Genomic DNA, 15,001 nt, shown 5'->3' on the forward strand with positions numbered 1-15,001 from the left:
TCCCTCGCTCGGCAGGGGGCCTCAGGGCGGGCAGCAGCACACGAGCGCACACGGCGTCGCGTCCACCGGCCCATTCCACGAGGCCCGGACGTCATGCACCCGGGCCGGATGGCCGGGCGCACTGTCGGCAGGTCCTCGGACTGACTCTCATGCGCACGTTTTGCACACATGAGTACACCGTTGCGGGACAGTTCCGGATTCGCACCGGATTCCCCTGCGGCGACAGCGAGCATGAGCATACATCTTGTGTCGGGGCGCGGTGGCACCCCCAGATGTTGTGTCATGTCGGCTGCGGAGCGTGGTGGAGCGCCACGATGGGGGCAGCGGGCGGCCCGGGTTGCGGGCCCTCACCGGAGTGATTCCATGGAGGTAAGGCGTCGGTGCACGCGGTCCTCGCCCTGAGAAGCCCTCTCGGAAGGAGACCGCCATGACGAGGGTCGTCCGTCGACCGCCCGGCAAGGAGCGGCCGCGCAACGCGCCGATGGCGACGCTGGACCTGAGACGCGTGGGAAGCCGGTTCGGGCGCGCCTGCCTCGGGCACTGGCACACCCTGACGATCCGTCTGGAGGCACGCCGCGGCACCACACGCCCCAAGAAGTGGCGCAGATGGGTTTCCTACACGAACGCCACCAGGGCCGTCTGGCTGCTGGCCGCGCTCACTGTGCTCGCCTGGATCGGGGAGGGCCTGTACATCCTGATCGTGCATCACACGACTGCCTTCGAGACGTGGCGCAAGGACAACGAGGGGATGGACGCCGTCCTTCGCTTCGTAGGTCCGGTCCTCACCGCTTCGCTCGCCGCCGCGCTCTTCCTCTTCTGCTGGTACCGGTGGACCAAGAAGCGCTACCTGGTGAAGGCGCGCGAGGACCCGCGGCGACTGGTGCCCACCGCCGGACCGGACACCGCCGAGATAGTCGGCCGGGAGGAGATCGCCCAGGTCATCGCCGAGCGGTTGCGGGAGCGCGACACTCGCCGGCCCTATCTGCTGGTCGGCGGCGTCGGTGTGGGGAAGACCGCCGTTCTCGTCCGGCTCACCGAACTGCTGGCCAAGCAACACGCCGTGCCCGTGCCGATCCGGCTGCGGGACGCAACCAACGGGACCGACCTGAACTTCGAACGCCTGGCCAGACAGCGCTTCGGTGAGGAGGCGCCCCAGGGCATCCTCGCCCGCAGCAAGACCGAGCGTGTGTGGCAGCAACTCCTCGCCGACGACAAGCCGGTGGTCATCGCCGACGGACTGGAGGAGGCGCTGCTCGACGACGAGCTCCAGCAGAACCGGGACAACATCATCCGCCGCGCCATCGAGCGGGCCCACGCCGAGAAGCTGCCCCTGGTCATCGCATCCCGGCCGCACAGTCCGCTGGAGAGCACCTCCGCCGCCATCCTGGAGCTGGAACCACTGAGCGGGGAGGCGGCGCTGCGCTTCGTCACGGCGCACACGCCGGAGACGGACGAGCGCCGGGTGGACTGGATCGTGGAGACCGCGGAGGTGACCGAATCGCCCGTCTACCTGCACATCGCCCGCGAACTGCACCGCCACGGAGCGTTGGAGCACGACCGGCCGGGTGACGATCCACAGCACATGAACACGCGCAGCCGGGACCGCGGCACGTTGCGGCTCTGGCTGCTGGAGACGTGGGACGAAGCCGTGTGCGAGGGCCGGCTGCGCGAGGACATCGCACTGGTCCCGCGGGAGCGCCGCGACACCCTCGAAGTGGTCTCCGCCCTGGCGTGCATCGGACTGCTCCAGGACAAGCTGGAGGTCGGTTTCGAGGAACTGCTCGAAACAGACGTCCACCCCAGTGCGGCACGCCGAGCGAAGACCCGGGCCGAGTACCTGTGGGCCACACGACGTGGCTTCGACCGGTACGGCAAACGTCAGAACGTCTACTCCGAGTGGCACCGGCAACGGATCTGGAACGTGCTCTGCGAGAGGCTCAGCGACAAGGAGAGCCGGCGACTGCGGGAGGGGAACCTGGACCAGTGTCAGGCCGCCCTCGCCCGCCTGGTCGGCAATGCGGACAAGCTCAAGTTCGTGGAGGGCTACTCCAAGAAGGTCCGCTTCCCGCACAGCATCATCCAGGCCTACTTCGGCTACCGCGTGCTGAACCACCTGGGCGAACAGGGCGCAGGCGATCTGGTCGAGCAGGCCCTGCAGCCGCCCGGCCCCAGCCGTGAACTGCTCATCGCCCTGGTGCTCTTGTCACGTCGGCGGGCGGCGAGGCCCGCGGCCCGCGGGAGCGGTGTCCGGGCCGTGGTGAGGAAGGAGATCCAGGAGCGGGTACGGCAGTCTCCTGTGCGGGGGCGCCCCCTGGCCTACCGGTTGTGCGCGACCGCGAACCATCGCACGGACGACCCGAAGGCCCTCGACCTCTACGCGGCGGCCCTGGAGATCGAGAGCGTGGAGGACGACCCGACGATGCTGAGCGACATCGTCGGTACGGTTCGTGCCCGCTGGGCCGGCATCAAGGGAGACCAGCGCACCGTCGAGGACGCGAAGCTGAGGCTGATCAAGCAACTGGGGGCCGCGCTGCGGAAGGTGGTCGCCAAGATCGACACCACCCCGCTGTACCAGCAGCTCTACGAGTTGGGCATCGAGGAGCCGTCGTACTCCATCCGCCTGGCCGTCGCCCAGGAGTTCGGCATCGGCGGCAACGCGGCGTTCGCCGTGATCCGCGAGGTGGTCGGTCTGAACAGTGATCCGGTGCAGGAGTACAACGACCGGCTGACCGAGCTGAAGGCCCGGAAGAGAGGGGAGTACGAGCTGTGGGCCCCGCGCATGAGGCGAGCCAGGGCGGCCGACGTGTCCTCACGGGCCGCATGCGCCGACAACATCAGGCAACTGCAGCGCGAGCGGCAGGAGATCAACCGGAGCTACCGCAGGCAACGGGTCGCTCTGCTTCGGGAATTCGTGATGCGGGCCTGGATGCTCCCGCTGCTCCTGGGCTCCGTGGACGAGGCCCACCGTGACGAGGCCCGGGAGCGCCTCACCAAGTGGCTGCGCCACCTCGACCCGGCCTTCACCGGCGGCACCCCCGATCTGCCGCTCGCCCTCGAGGCCGCGCTGGCCCAGGGCTTCAAGTACGCGGCCAACCGGCGCAAGCGGCACCCGGAGACCTACCCGGGCGGTCGTGCCGACCTGATCCGGCAGGCGGAGACCGTGCTGCAGCAGTCCCGGTGCTGGTACACGCAGCTCGTCCTGCTCCAGGCGCTGTGCCTGTGGGAGCTTCCGGACAGTGTGGGCGCCCACGAGCCGGACGGGGACACCGTGGCGGGGCAGGAGGACGACCGTGACGGCGTGCCCGATTCCCGGGCGATCACCGGGATGACCGCCGTGCAGACCGTGCAGCGCTGGCTGTCGATGGCCGGCACGGTGAACCCGGCGCCCGGCCGTCCCAGCGCGAACGGCGACGAACCCCGGCGGTGCCTGCATCCGTTCGTCGCCGAGGCGGGCGACATGGCGGCCCTGGCCCTGGAGACCGGGCAACCCGAGCGCTTCCTCTGGATCGACGAGAAAAGCGTGGCCGACAACGTCGGTGCCCGCACCGGCCACCCCTGCGGATACCGCAAGCACAACCTGTGGATTCCGCCCTCGGTCGGGTGGAGCACCCTCGACGCGCGAGCCCAACACCTCGTCGCCGACCTGCTGGTCATGCTGAACCTCATCGAGCGGGACGGGCACCCGGACGAGGTCGAGGAGCGGCTGGCCCGCACGGAGCAGCCCGGCATGCCGCTGCCGCCGTGCATCCGTTCGAACCGGGAGCCGCTGCGACCCGCCCTGCGGGCAGGTATCTCGGTTCCGCCCGCGCCGGGCAGCTCCTGCCTGCCCGACTGCAAGTTCCAGCTCTGCCCGTACCCGCCCCGAGGGTGTGTGCCCCGGGGCGAGATACGCGAGCCGTTCTGCCGACAGCAGCAGGCCCTGCTGCCCGGCCGGGTGCGGCGGTGCTTCCCCCGGCTGCTGCATCGCAAGACGCCCCAGTGGGTCAGCATGCGGGTGCGGGAACTGGACGACTTCTGGAACGCGATGGCCGGCCGTACGAGGGACTAGTTGTATTGACCCGCAGCGTTGTTCACACGGCTGATCGGTGGCTGGCCGCCGAGTGCGGTGTGGCAGCGATGGTGGTTGTAGGCGTGCAGGAAGTCTGCCAGGGCCTCGGCGCGTTCGGTGTTGCTGGTGTAGGGCCGCAGGTAGGCCCACTCCTCGAGCAGGGTGCGGTTGAAGCGTTCGACCTTGCCATTGGTCTGCGGACGGCAGGCGCGGGTGAGCTTGCCGGTCGCGCCGAGGTCGGCCAGCGCCTGCCGCCAGGCAAAGCTCTTGCGGTAGGGCCAGGCGTTGTCGGTCAGGACACGCTCGATGCGGTCGATACCCGATGCGGCGAAGAATGCTGCGGCCCGCCGCAGGAAGCCGGCGCAGGTGTCGGCCCTCTCGTCGCCGTGGATCTCGCTGTAGGCCAGGCGGCTGTGGTCGTCGACGGCGGAGTGGACGTAGTCGAAGCCCATGGTGTGGCCGCCGCCGTCGGGGATCCGGCCGAGCTTCTTGACGTCCACGTGGACCATCTCGCCGGGGCGGTCGCGTTCGTAGCGGCGGATGACCTGGCCGGTGGGCCGGTCCAGGAAGGTCAGGCGGTTGAGGCCGTATCGGACCAGGATGCGGTGCACGGTCGAGGCGGGCAGGCCCAGGATCGGTCCGATGCGTGCCGGACCGAGTTTGCGGTCCTGTCGCAGCCTGCAGACATGCGCCTCGGTGGCGGCTGCGGTCCGGTGCGGTGTGCTGCGGGGGCGGCTGGAACGGTCGATGAGTCCGCTCTCGCCCTCGGACCGCCAGCGCCCGATCCACTTGTGGGCTGTGGGACGGGAGACGCCCATCTCGGCGGCGACATGGGCCACAGGACGGCCGGAGCGGACACGCTCGACGAGCAGTCGCCTGCCGTGAACGGTCAGCCGGGCATTACGGTGGGACACGAAGGCCTCCGTGCGGTGAAGATTCGACACCTCCACCACACACGGGGGCCTTCGCCACGATCAAGTCCGACCCGCGTTAACAACGCTCGTGATCAATACAACTAGTGCCCCTACGGACAACGTTCGCCGCTCCTTGACGGATCCGTTTCAAGCGTTGCCTCGGTGCCTCTACTGTGGCGCGGTGATGACTCAGGTGATCGTTCTCAACGGTGGTTCCAGCTCGGGGAAGTCCGGGATCATCCGGTGTCTGCAAGCGGTGCTGCCGGATCCGTGGCTGGCTCTCGGGACAGACACGCTCGTTGACGCGATGCCAGTGTCCATGCGGACGTCCGACGGCGGGATCGAGTTCGCCGCGGACGGAGAGGTGATCATCGGTCCGGATTTCCGAACGCTGGAAGCAGCGTGGATCGAGGGGATCGCCGCGATGGCCCGTGCCGGCGCCCGGATCATCGTCGATGAGGTCTTCCTCGGCGGGGCCTACTCACAGCAGCGTTGGCAGAAGGCCTTGGGTGAACGGCGTGTTCTGTGGGTCGGCGTCAGGTGCGACGGTGTGGTTGCCGCAGGCCGTGAGGTCGCCCGAGGCGATCGGACCATCGGGATGGCTGCCTCGCAGGCGGATGTGGTTCACCAGGGCGTGGCCTATGACCTGGAGGTGAACACCACGCATACCGAAGCGATGGAGTGCGCACGGACCATCGCCGCACACGTCAAGTGATCCGGCGGGTACGGCAACGGGCCGCCGTTGTTCTTGCGTTTCGGCGGCCCGTTGCGGGTTGGCTGGTTGTTCTCGGTCACGACCGCGGAGCCGTGACTCGGCGCGGTTCCGTACGCCTTGGGCCCGGCTAGTGGGTCGCGCCCGAGGTCGCCGGCGGCAGTTCCGTCTCGACGCCCGGGTCGCCGGCGTCGGCCGTGTAGTCCTGCGGGGAGGTCTCGTCGATGCCGTCCGGGGCCTTGAGGGCCTTCAGGACGAAGGTGAGGACCACCGTGACGACGACGTTCAGGACGAACGCCGTCAGGCCGATGTAGCCGATCTCCCCGATGCCGGGGATCTCCTTGGCCGAGCCGCCGAAGTGCTTCTGCGTCGGCGAGGCGACCCCGTACGCGGCGACCGTCCCGTACACCATGCCGACCGCCCAGCCGGCGAGCAGCGCCCAGCGGTGGAACCAGCGGGTGAACAGGCCGCCGACCAGCGCCGGGAAGGTCTGCAGGATCCAGATGCCGCCGAGGAGCTGGAAGTTGATGGCGACCGTCTTGTCCATGGTCAGGACGAAGGCCAGAGCGCCCACCTTCACCAGCAGCGAGACCAGCTTGGAGACCCGCGTCTCCTCCTTCGGTGTCGCGTCCGGCTTGATGAAGTCCTTGTAGATGTTGCGGGTGAAGAGGTTCGCCGCCGCGATCGACATGATCGCCGCCGGGACCAGTGCGCCGATGCCGATCGCCGCGAAGGCCACGCCCGCGAACCAGTCCGGGAACATGTCCTCGAAGAGCTGGGGGATCGCCAACTGGCCGTTGGTGACCTTGATCCCGGCCGCGATCGCCATGAAGCCCAGCAGGGCGAGCAGGCCCAGCATCAGCGAGTACAGCGGCAGGATCGTGGTGTTGCGGCGGATCACCTCACGGCTGCGCGAGGACAGCGTCGCCGTGATCGAGTGCGGGTACATGAAGAGCGCCAGCGCGGAGCCCAACGCGAGCGTGGCGTACGTCCACTGGCCGGCCTCGGCCGGGGCCAGGGCGCCGCGCGGTTTACCCGTCGCCGGGTTCGTCTGCGCGAAGGCGTCACCGGCCTTGGCGAAGATGTCGTCGAAGCCGCCCAGCTTGATCGGGATGTAGATGATCGCCACCGCGATGACGATGTAGATCAGCGTGTCCTTGACGAAGGCGATGAGGGCGGGGGCACGCAGCCCCGACGAGTACGTGTACGCCGCCAGCACACCGAACGCGATCAGCAGCGGCAGGTCCTTGACGAACCAGTTGGTGTTCTCGCCGCCACCGACGCCCATCACGTCCAGCACCGCCTGGATGCCGACCAACTGGAGCGCGATGTACGGCATCGTGGCGAGGATGCCGGTCACGGCCACCGCCAGCGAGAGCCCCTTCGAGCCGAAGCGACCGCGCACGAAGTCCGACGTGGTCACGTATCCGTGCTTGTGGGACACCGACCACAGGCGGGGCAGGAAGGTGAAGATCAGCGGATACACCAGGATCGTGTAGGGCACCGCGAAGAAGCCCGCCGCGCCCGCCGCGTAGATCGCCGCCGGGACGGCCACGAAGGTGTACGCCGTGTACAGGTCACCGCCGAGCAGGAACCAGGTGATCCAGGTGCCGAAGGAGCGTCCGCCCAGGCCCCACTCGTCGAGGCTGTGCTCGTCGTCGGCCCTGCGCCAGCGTGCGGCGAGGAAGCCCATCACCGTGACGGCCAGGAAGAAGAAGATGAAGACGGCGAGTGCGACGCCGTTCACGCCGTCGTTCACTTCGACGCACCGCCCTGCTGAGTCGAGCGGGCGCGCTGGTCACGCTGCCACAGCTTGTAGGCGGTCACCGTCAGCGCGGTGGAGATCAGCACCCACGCCATCTGGTACCAGTAGAAGAACGGGATGCCGATGAAGGCGGGGTCAGTCTTGGCGTACGACCCCACCCACAGCATCGCCACGAAGGGCGCGACGAGGCAGAGGGCGATGACGACCCGTGTGGGTGTCACCACCGTTCTGCTCACTTCCGGATCGTTCGACATCGGGCGACTCCGTCCCCTCGCTGAGCACCTGTGATCACCTGTGTAATGCGCAGGCAATCTAGGTCACGGTGTCGCAGATATGGAACCCCTCGTCCGCATACCGGTATGTGTCGGTTCCGTGTAAGCCGTCAACAGCGGGCGTCCGTAATGGCTGCCGGCCAGGGGTGGTTGGGTTTCGCCGCGTGTCCTCCCGCCGTGGCGTCAGTCCTGCGGGCGCTTCAGACGCGCCACGAACTTGTAGCGGTCCCCGCGGTAGACGGACCGCACCCACTCCACCGGCTGACTCGTCCCGTCCAGCGAGTGCCGGGACAGCATCAGCATGGGCAGGCCCACGTCGGTGCCGAGCAGGCCTGCCTCGCGCGGGGTGGCCAGCGAGGTCTCGATGGTCTCCTCGGCCTCGGCGAGATGGACGTCGTACACCTCGGCGAGCGCGGTGTAGAGGGACGTGTACTTGACCAGTGACCTGCGCAGGGCCGGGAAACGCTTCGCGCTCAGGTGGGTCGTCTCGATGGCCATCGGCTCGCCGTTGGCCATGCGCAGGCGCTCGATGCGCAGCACCCGTCCGCCGGCCGTGATGTCGAGGAGACCGGCGAGCCGGTCGTCGGCGGTGATGTAGCCGATGTCCAGCAGTTGGGAGGTGGGTTCGAGGCCCTGGGCGCGCATGTCCTCGGTGTACGAGGTGAGTTGGAGCGCCTGCGAGACCTTCGGCTTGGCGACGAACGTGCCCTTGCCCTGGATGCGCTCCAGGCGCCCTTCGACGACCAGTTCCTGAAGGGCCTGGCGCACGGTGGTGCGCGAGGTGTCGAACTCGGCGGCCAGGGTGCGCTCGGGAGGCACGGGTGTGCCGGGCGACTGCGTCTGGGTCATGTCGAGCAGATGCTTCTTCAGGCGGTAGTACTTGGGCACGCGCGCGGTACGGACGGTAGCCCCACCCTCGTTCTCCGCACTGCTGACGTCGGTGCTCATGTTCTGCCTTCCCGGCTCCTGGTGGCGCACATCGTGACACGGCCGCGCGCGCACTTTCTCCGCACGCTGCGTGATCCCTTCTGTATACCTCCACGGACCCCGCTGGTCTAGTCCACCGCACAGGCTCGTGGGGTGCGTGAAGTGGTCTACCCGATTCGCCCGATCGGGGCGGCGATTTTTGAGGGCTTCTTACTTAAAGGTTCCTGCATATGTAGGTCGCATAACGGCTGGTGAGAGCCGACTCGCGCACCCTTGACAGCCTTATTGGTCTGAGCCAAGCTCTGCCCACTGGTCTACACCACTGGTCCAGGTCCTGGCCCATGGGCTACGTGGGAGCAGGGGGGTTTGTGGCATCCCTGAGGAGGGTGGCGTGAAGCGCAAGCTGATAGCCGCGATCGGTATCGCGGGCATGATGGTCTCCATCGCGGCGTGCGGGGACGACAGCGGCAGCGGTGGCTCGGACAAGAGCGGCGCGGACGCCAAGGAGCTGACCGTCTGGCTCACCGTCGACGCGCAGAACAACTGGCCCCAGCTGGTCAAGGCCGCCGACGCCGCGGTCACGAAGGCGCACCCCGGCATCAAGATCAACCACGAGTACTACGGCTGGCCCGACAAGAACACCAAGCTTGACGCGGTCCTCGCCACCGACAAGGCCCCCGACGTCGTCGAGATGGGCAACACCGAGATGCTCGGCTACATGGTCAAGGGCGCCTTCGCCCCCCTCGACCCGGCGAAGTTCACCAACTCCTCCGGCTGGCTGGACGGCCTCAAGGCCTCGGTGACCTACGACGGCAAGACGTACGGCGTCCCCTACTACGCCGGCGGCCGCGTCGCCAACTGGCGCAAGGACCTGTTCGCCTCGGCGGGCGTCAAGTCCGTCCCCAAGACGTACGCCGAGCTGACCGCCGCCCTGGACAAGGTCCAGAAGAAGGAGGGCGACAAGTTCAGCGCCTGGTACCAGCCCACCCGTGACTGGTACGCGGCCATGTCCTTCGTCTACGACGCCGGCGGTTCCATCGCGGTCGACTCGGGCGGCCAGTGGAAGGCCAACCTCTCCTCGCCCGAGTCCGTCAAGGGCCTCACCGAGTTCAAGAACGTCGTCGACAAGTACATGCACGGCGACAAGACCAAGGACGAGTCCGACCGCTACATCGTCTACGGTCAGGGCAAGTCCGGCATGATCTTCGGCGCGGCCTGGGAGGGCGCGACCTCCGAGGACCCGAAGAACGACAAGACCGGCAAGCTCAAGGGCAACCTCCAGAACTTCGTGATGCCCGGCCCGTCCGGCAAGAACCTCCCCGTCTTCCTGGGCGGTTCGGACCTCGCCGTTCCGGTGAAGTCGAAGGCGCAGGCCCTCGCCGCCGAGTGGATCAACGCGTTCACCGGTCCCTCGGGCCAGAAGGGCCTGATCGCCAAGGGCAACCTGCCCAACAACAAGACCGACCTCGCCACGCTCAAGAAGGACCCGGCCACGGCGGTTCCGGCCACCGCGGCCGAGTCCAACTGGTTCGTCCCGATGGCACCGGGCTGGGGCCAGGTCGAGAAGGCCCAGATCCTGCAGAACATGCTGCAGGAGATCGGCACGGGCAAGAAGTCGGTCGAGGCCGCCGCGAAGGAAGCGGACACCGCGATCGACAAGGTCATCAACGTCAAGTGACCACCGGTAGGGCCCCGTCACCAACGGCGGGGCCCCGCCTCTCGTACGGCTCCGCGGGCCTGGTCCGCACGTGAGCGTGCGGGACTTCGCCTTCGTACGACCTGAGGGACCGCTGAGGAGAGCACGGATGAGCGCCGACACGACCACCCCCGCCAAGGCGCCGCCGCGGCAGGCACCGCCACCGCCGACCGAGGCGAACACGTCACCCCGCGGGCGGAGTTCCGGTGGGTCGGGCACCCCCTGGCTGCTGCTCGCGCCCTGCCTGCTGATCCTGGCATTGGTCCTCGGCTATCCGCTGGTCCGTTTGGTCACCATCTCCTTCCAGAAGTTCGGGCAGTCCCAGCTGTGGGGCTTCCAGCCGGCCGAGTCGGTCGGGTTCGACAACTTCGCCGAGGTGCTGGGGGACGGCGAGTTCTGGGCGGTCGTCGTCCGGACGATCGTCTTCGCGGCCGGCAGCGTGATCTTCACCATGGTCGCCGGCATGCTGATCGCCCTGCTGCTCCAGCGGGTCTCCGGCTGGGTGAAGACGCTGGTCAACATCGCGCTGGTGGCCAGCTGGGGCATGCCGATCATCGTCGCCACCACGGTCTTCAAATGGCTGTTCGACGCTGACTACGGCATCCTCAACGCGCTGCTGAGCAAGCTGCCCGGGGTGGAGATGATCGGCCACAACTGGTTCGCCAGCGGGCCGCAGGGCCTGGCCGTGATCATGCTGCTGGTGGTCTGGGGAGCCATCCCCTTCGTGGTGATCACGTTGAGCGCGGGTCTCACCCAGGTCCCGAAGGAACTGGAGGAGGCGGCCCGGCTGGACGGCGCGGACGCCTGGGGCGTCTTCCGCCATGTCACCCTGCCCATCCTCAAACCGATCGTCGTGATGCTCACGACCCTCTCGGTCATCTGGGACATGGGCGTCTTCCCGCAGGTCTTCGTGATGCGCAACGGCCACCCGGAGCCCGAGTTCCAACTTCTCACCACCTATTCGTACGATCGCGCCTTCGTGGTCAACGACTACGCCCAGGGCTCGGCGATCGCCCTGCTCACCGTGCTGTTGCTGCTCGGTGTCGTCGCCGTCTACATGCGACAGATGCTGAAGATCGGAGAGGTCGAATGAGCACGCTGACGACTGGCGGGCCGACTCCCGTGCGCCGGAAGTCGAAGGCCGGCTGGAACCTTCTCGGCCTCCTCGTCTTCGTCACCGCGGGCTTCCCCGTCTACTGGATGCTGAACACGGCGTTCAAGCCGGCCAAGGACGCCATCGACCCGGACCCGAGCCTGCTGCCGACGGGGCTGACCCTGTCCAACTTCAGCCGCGCGCTCGACATCGCGGACTTCTGGGGCCCTGTCGGCCGCAGCCTGATCGTGTCGCTCACCGTGGTCGTGATCGGCATGGTCGTCGGCATGCTGGCCGCGCTCGCCATCTCCCGGTTCGCCTTCCGCGGACGCAAGATCGTGATCGTGGGCATCCTCGCGGTCCAGATGATCCCGCTCGTTGCCATGATCATCCCGGTGTTCCTGCTGCTCAACGACCTGGACCAGTACGACAAGCTCTCCGGTCTGATCATCACCTACCTGACCTTCATCCTCCCCTTCACGGTGTGGACGCTGCGCGGCTTCATCGTCAACATCCCCCGGGAACTGGAGGAGGCGGCGATGGTCGACGGCTGCTCCCGCACCGGCGCCTTCATTCGCGTCGTCTTCCCCCTCCTGGCCCCCGGCATGGTCGCCACCTCGGTCTACGGCTTCATCCAGGCCTGGAACGAGTACCTGTACGCACTCATGCTGCTCAGCCAGAAGAACCAGACCGCGACCGTCTGGCTCGGCAACTTCACCACCAAGCACGGCACCGAATACGCCCCGATGATGGCCGGATCCACCATGATGGCCGTGCCGATCGTGGTCCTCTTCCTCCTCGTTCAGCGCAAGATGGCCGCGGGTCTGACCGCGGGTGCCGTGAAGGGATAACCCCAACCGATGACGACATTCGCCGGTACCGACACCCTGACGCGAGACGCCCTCACCGTCCTCCAGCCCGGCTTCACGGGCACCACAGCCCCCGACTGGCTGCTGCGCCGCCTCGGCGAGGGCCTGGCCTCGGTCGGCCTGTTCGGCCGCAACATCGACTCGCCCGACCAACTGGCGGCGCTCACCGCGCAGTTGCGCGCCGAACGTGACGACGTACTGGTCGCGATCGACGAGGAGGGCGGAGACGTGACCCGCCTGGAGGTGCGCACGGGCTCCAGCTTCCCCGGCAACCACGCGCTGGGCGCGGTGGACGACGTGGAACTGACCCGGGAGGTGGCGTTCGAACTCGGCCGTCGCCTCGCGGCCTGCGGCGTGAACTTCAACTGGGCGCCCTCGGCCGACGTGAACTCGAACCCGGGCAACCCGGTGATCGGCGTGCGCTCCTTCGGCGCCGCCCCCGACCTGGTCGCCCGGCACACCGCCGCCTATGTCACCGGCCTCCAGGCCGCCGGAGTCGCCGCCTGCACCAAGCACTTCCCCGGCCACGGCGACACGGCGATCGACTCCCACCACGCGCTGCCCCGTATCGACGCGGACACCCCCGTGCTGCACGATCGTGAACTCGCCCCGTTCCGCGCGGCGATCGCCGCCGGTACCCGAGCGGTGATGACCGCTCACATCCTGGTCCCGGCCCTGGACCCGGAACGTCCCGCCACCCTGTCCCGCCGGGTCCTCACCGACCTGCTGCGCGGCGAACTCGGCTACGACGGCCTCATCGTCACCGACGGCATGGAGATGCAGGCCATCGCCGGCACCTACGGCATCGAACGCGGCAGCGTCCTCGCCCTCGCGTCCGGCGCCGACGCCATCTGCGTGGGCGGCGGCCTGGCCGACGACGAGACGGTACGCCGCCTCCGCGACGCCCTCGTCACCGCCGTCCGCTCCGGCGAACTCCCCGAGGAACGACTGGCGGACGCCGCGGACCGCGTCCGGGCCTTGGCCCGCTGGACGGCCTCGACGAGCGGACGGGGGGACGAGAAGGAGACCTCGCGGATCGCGCCGTCCCCCCAACCCTTCGGCACCTCCCCGGTCTCGCCGACTTTCCCCTCCCCTTCGGCCTCCCCGGCTTCCCCGACCTCCTCGACGCCCCAAGCCTCGCCGACCTCCTCTACTACCTCGCAAGGCTCTCCGGTCCTCCCTGCTTCCCCTGCTTCCCCCTCTTCGCCGGCTTCCCCGGTCTCCGCGAAGGCCGCCGTCGACGACGTCGGTCTCCGCGCTGCCCGCCGCGCCCTGCGCCTCACCGGCGCTGAGAAGTTCACCCCGCTCACCGAGCCCCCGTACGTCGCCGCGCTCACCCCGATGGCCAACATCGCAGTGGGCCACGAGACCCCCTGGGGCGTGGCCGCGGAGCTGGTCCGTCTGTTCCCCGGCACGGAGACGGGCATCTTCACCAACGAGCACGCCGGCCCGGCCGCCCTGGAGGCGGCGGACGGACGCCGCATCGTGGCCGTCGTCCGAGACGAACACCGTCATCCCTGGATGGCCGCGGCCCTCGACACCCTGCTGGCCGCCCGCCCCGACACGATCGTCGTCGAGATGGGTCTGCCTCAGGCCGCCCCCCGGGGCTCCCTCCACATCGCCACCCATGGGGCGGCCCGCGTCTGCGGCCGAGCAGCGGCGGAGGTCGTCGCAGGAGTAGAGCCGGGCGTAGAGGGATGTAGCACCGAATAGGTGACGTAGGCGGTTCCGCGGTCGCGTGGCTGACCGGCGCAGTACGGAACGCGGTGTCATTCGGCGTTGCAGCCCTCCCCTCGAATGTAGTACTTCTTATACATGAGCGAGCAGGTGCACAACAGGTTGGCGGTGGTGCGCGCCGAGCGGAAGGTGTCGCGCCAGCGTCTTGCCGAGGCCGTCGGGGCGCATTACCAGACCATCGGCTACATCGAGCGGGGGCAGTACAACCCGAGCCTCGACCTGGCTCTGAAGATCGCGAAGTTCTTCGGACTGCCGGTGGAGGCGCTGTTCTCCCTCGAACCGTTCCGGCCGCTCACGGATGAGGTCTACGGGAGGAAACAGCCATGACGACGACTCGCATGACCCGCTACGACCGGAGCATGCTGCGGCTGATGAACGACCCAAGAGGGCGGCCGCTGTACGCCACGGCGCTCCGCCGACGCCTGGCGGTCGCCGCACATGTCACGCTCACCGCGGCCATCGGGGGACTGATGATCCACTTCTGTCTCGCGAAAGCGCAGCAGATGTGGGCCGTCGTTGTGATGGCCGTGCTGATGCTGCCGTGGATGGTCGCGACGGGGGCCCTCAATGGCGCCACACGTGGGTTGCTGGAACTGCGCGAACGTGCACTGGACGAGCGGCAGTCGGTCGAACGCAGCCGGGTCATGGCCCGGTCCCACCGGATCACCACCCTGCTGCTGGCCCTGGCCGTCGCAGGCCTCCTCGCGGCGGATGCCGCCGAGGGCGACGCAGCCAGGGCCTATGCGGCGACCGTCCTCATTGCCGTCCTCGTCGTCCACTGGCTGATGCCGCTGTGGGTGGCCGGCCTGACCGCTCAGGACGACGCGACGGAGGACGAGATTCACGCGGCGCCCTGAAGCCCAATGGCCTCAAAGTCCACCGGCGCAAAGCCCAATGGCCGCAGAGCCCACCGCCTGAGGGAGCCGGGAGCCGAGGGCCGGTGATGTCAGGTGTTGGACTCCGGCCCA

12 protein-coding genes and 1 riboswitch are annotated in these 15,001 nt (G+C 68.4%); of the genes, 8 read left to right on the forward strand and 4 right to left on the reverse strand.

Annotated features, from left to right (window positions below; genetic code table 11):
• Window positions 1-130: 130 nt before the first annotated feature.
• Window positions 131-214, reverse strand: a riboswitch (cobalamin riboswitch).
• Between the two features lie 213 nt (window positions 215-427).
• A complete protein-coding gene (locus ABZ027_RS02500; RefSeq protein WP_356763568.1) occupies window positions 428-4,048 on the forward strand; it encodes an ATP-binding protein in 3,621 nt (1,206 codons plus the stop codon).
• Here the strand turns inward: ABZ027_RS02500 and ABZ027_RS02505 are convergent.
• On the reverse strand, window positions 4,045-4,962 hold the full coding sequence (locus ABZ027_RS02505; protein ID WP_356763570.1) for an IS481 family transposase: 918 nt from the start codon (window positions 4,960-4,962) through the stop codon (window positions 4,045-4,047). The two genes, ABZ027_RS02500 and ABZ027_RS02505, sit on opposite strands and share 4 nt — an antisense overlap.
• A 184-nt stretch (window positions 4,963-5,146) precedes the next feature.
• Here ABZ027_RS02505 and cpt point away from each other — a divergent pair, with 184 nt between their 5' ends.
• Window positions 5,147-5,677, forward strand: a complete 531-nt coding sequence (gene cpt / locus ABZ027_RS02510) for a chloramphenicol phosphotransferase CPT (protein WP_356763964.1) — start codon at window positions 5,147-5,149, stop codon at window positions 5,675-5,677.
• A 127-nt stretch (window positions 5,678-5,804) separates the two neighbouring features.
• Here the strand turns inward: cpt and mctP are convergent, their stop codons facing one another.
• From mctP to ABZ027_RS02525, 3 genes are all read right to left on the reverse strand, one after another.
• A complete protein-coding gene (mctP, locus tag ABZ027_RS02515; RefSeq protein WP_356763572.1) occupies window positions 5,805-7,433 on the reverse strand; it encodes a monocarboxylate uptake permease MctP in 1,629 nt (542 codons plus the stop codon).
• Window positions 7,430-7,693 (reverse strand): DUF3311 domain-containing protein, encoded by a 264-nt coding sequence (locus ABZ027_RS02520; protein ID WP_356763574.1) that lies wholly within the window; start codon window positions 7,691-7,693, stop codon window positions 7,430-7,432. The genes mctP and ABZ027_RS02520 overlap by 4 nt, the downstream gene beginning before the upstream one ends.
• Window positions 7,694-7,894: 201 nt before the next feature.
• Complete coding sequence (locus ABZ027_RS02525) at window positions 7,895-8,659, reverse strand: GntR family transcriptional regulator (RefSeq protein WP_356763576.1); 765 nt, start codon at window positions 8,657-8,659, stop codon at window positions 7,895-7,897.
• 370 nt (window positions 8,660-9,029) lie between these two features.
• Between ABZ027_RS02525 and ABZ027_RS02530 the strand changes: the two genes are divergently transcribed.
• The 6 genes from ABZ027_RS02530 (at window position 9,030) to ABZ027_RS02555 (ending at window position 14,890) form a co-directional block, all read left to right on the forward strand.
• On the forward strand, window positions 9,030-10,316 hold the full coding sequence (locus tag ABZ027_RS02530; protein WP_356763578.1) for an extracellular solute-binding protein: 1,287 nt from the start codon (window positions 9,030-9,032) through the stop codon (window positions 10,314-10,316).
• A gap of 127 nt (window positions 10,317-10,443) precedes the next feature.
• Entirely contained in the window at window positions 10,444-11,427 is a 984-nt protein-coding gene (locus tag ABZ027_RS02535) for a sugar ABC transporter permease (RefSeq protein WP_356763580.1), read from the forward strand.
• Window positions 11,424-12,278, forward strand: coding sequence for a carbohydrate ABC transporter permease (locus ABZ027_RS02540; RefSeq protein WP_356763582.1), 855 nt, complete (start codon window positions 11,424-11,426; stop codon window positions 12,276-12,278). The genes ABZ027_RS02535 and ABZ027_RS02540 overlap by 4 nt, the downstream gene beginning before the upstream one ends.
• Window positions 12,279-12,287: 9 nt before the next feature.
• On the forward strand, window positions 12,288-14,009 hold the full coding sequence (locus ABZ027_RS02545; RefSeq protein WP_356763584.1) for a glycoside hydrolase family 3 protein: 1,722 nt from the start codon (window positions 12,288-12,290) through the stop codon (window positions 14,007-14,009).
• A 102-nt stretch (window positions 14,010-14,111) separates the two neighbouring features.
• The gene (locus ABZ027_RS02550) at window positions 14,112-14,360 is read left to right on the forward strand and encodes a helix-turn-helix transcriptional regulator (RefSeq protein WP_356763586.1); all 249 of its coding nucleotides are present in this window, start codon (window positions 14,112-14,114) and stop codon (window positions 14,358-14,360) included.
• Window positions 14,357-14,890: a hypothetical protein gene (locus tag ABZ027_RS02555; protein WP_356763588.1), complete on the forward strand. Its 534-nt coding sequence runs from the start codon at window positions 14,357-14,359 to the stop codon at window positions 14,888-14,890. The genes ABZ027_RS02550 and ABZ027_RS02555 overlap by 4 nt, the downstream gene beginning before the upstream one ends.
• The last annotated feature ends 111 nt before the right edge of the window (window positions 14,891-15,001 follow it).

The organism is Streptomyces sp. NPDC006332, from assembly GCF_040612855.1.
Lineage (GTDB): Bacteria > Actinomycetota > Actinomycetes > Streptomycetales > Streptomycetaceae > Streptomyces.

Coding starts and splice junctions, on each gene's coding strand:
- ABZ027_RS02545 (WP_356763584.1), top strand. CDS start 12,288: ATGACGACATTCGCCGGTACCGACACCCTGACGCGAGACGCCCTCACC.
- ABZ027_RS02525 (WP_356763576.1), bottom strand. CDS start 8,659: ATGAGCACCGACGTCAGCAGTGCGGAGAACGAGGGTGGGGCTACCGTC.
- ABZ027_RS02500 (WP_356763568.1), top strand. CDS start 428: ATGACGAGGGTCGTCCGTCGACCGCCCGGCAAGGAGCGGCCGCGCAAC.
- ABZ027_RS02520 (WP_356763574.1), bottom strand. CDS start 7,693: ATGTCGAACGATCCGGAAGTGAGCAGAACGGTGGTGACACCCACACGG.
- ABZ027_RS02555 (WP_356763588.1), top strand. CDS start 14,357: ATGACGACGACTCGCATGACCCGCTACGACCGGAGCATGCTGCGGCTG.
- ABZ027_RS02535 (WP_356763580.1), top strand. CDS start 10,444: ATGAGCGCCGACACGACCACCCCCGCCAAGGCGCCGCCGCGGCAGGCA.
- ABZ027_RS02540 (WP_356763582.1), top strand. CDS start 11,424: ATGAGCACGCTGACGACTGGCGGGCCGACTCCCGTGCGCCGGAAGTCG.
- cpt (WP_356763964.1), top strand. CDS start 5,147: ATGACTCAGGTGATCGTTCTCAACGGTGGTTCCAGCTCGGGGAAGTCC.
- ABZ027_RS02550 (WP_356763586.1), top strand. CDS start 14,112: ATGAGCGAGCAGGTGCACAACAGGTTGGCGGTGGTGCGCGCCGAGCGG.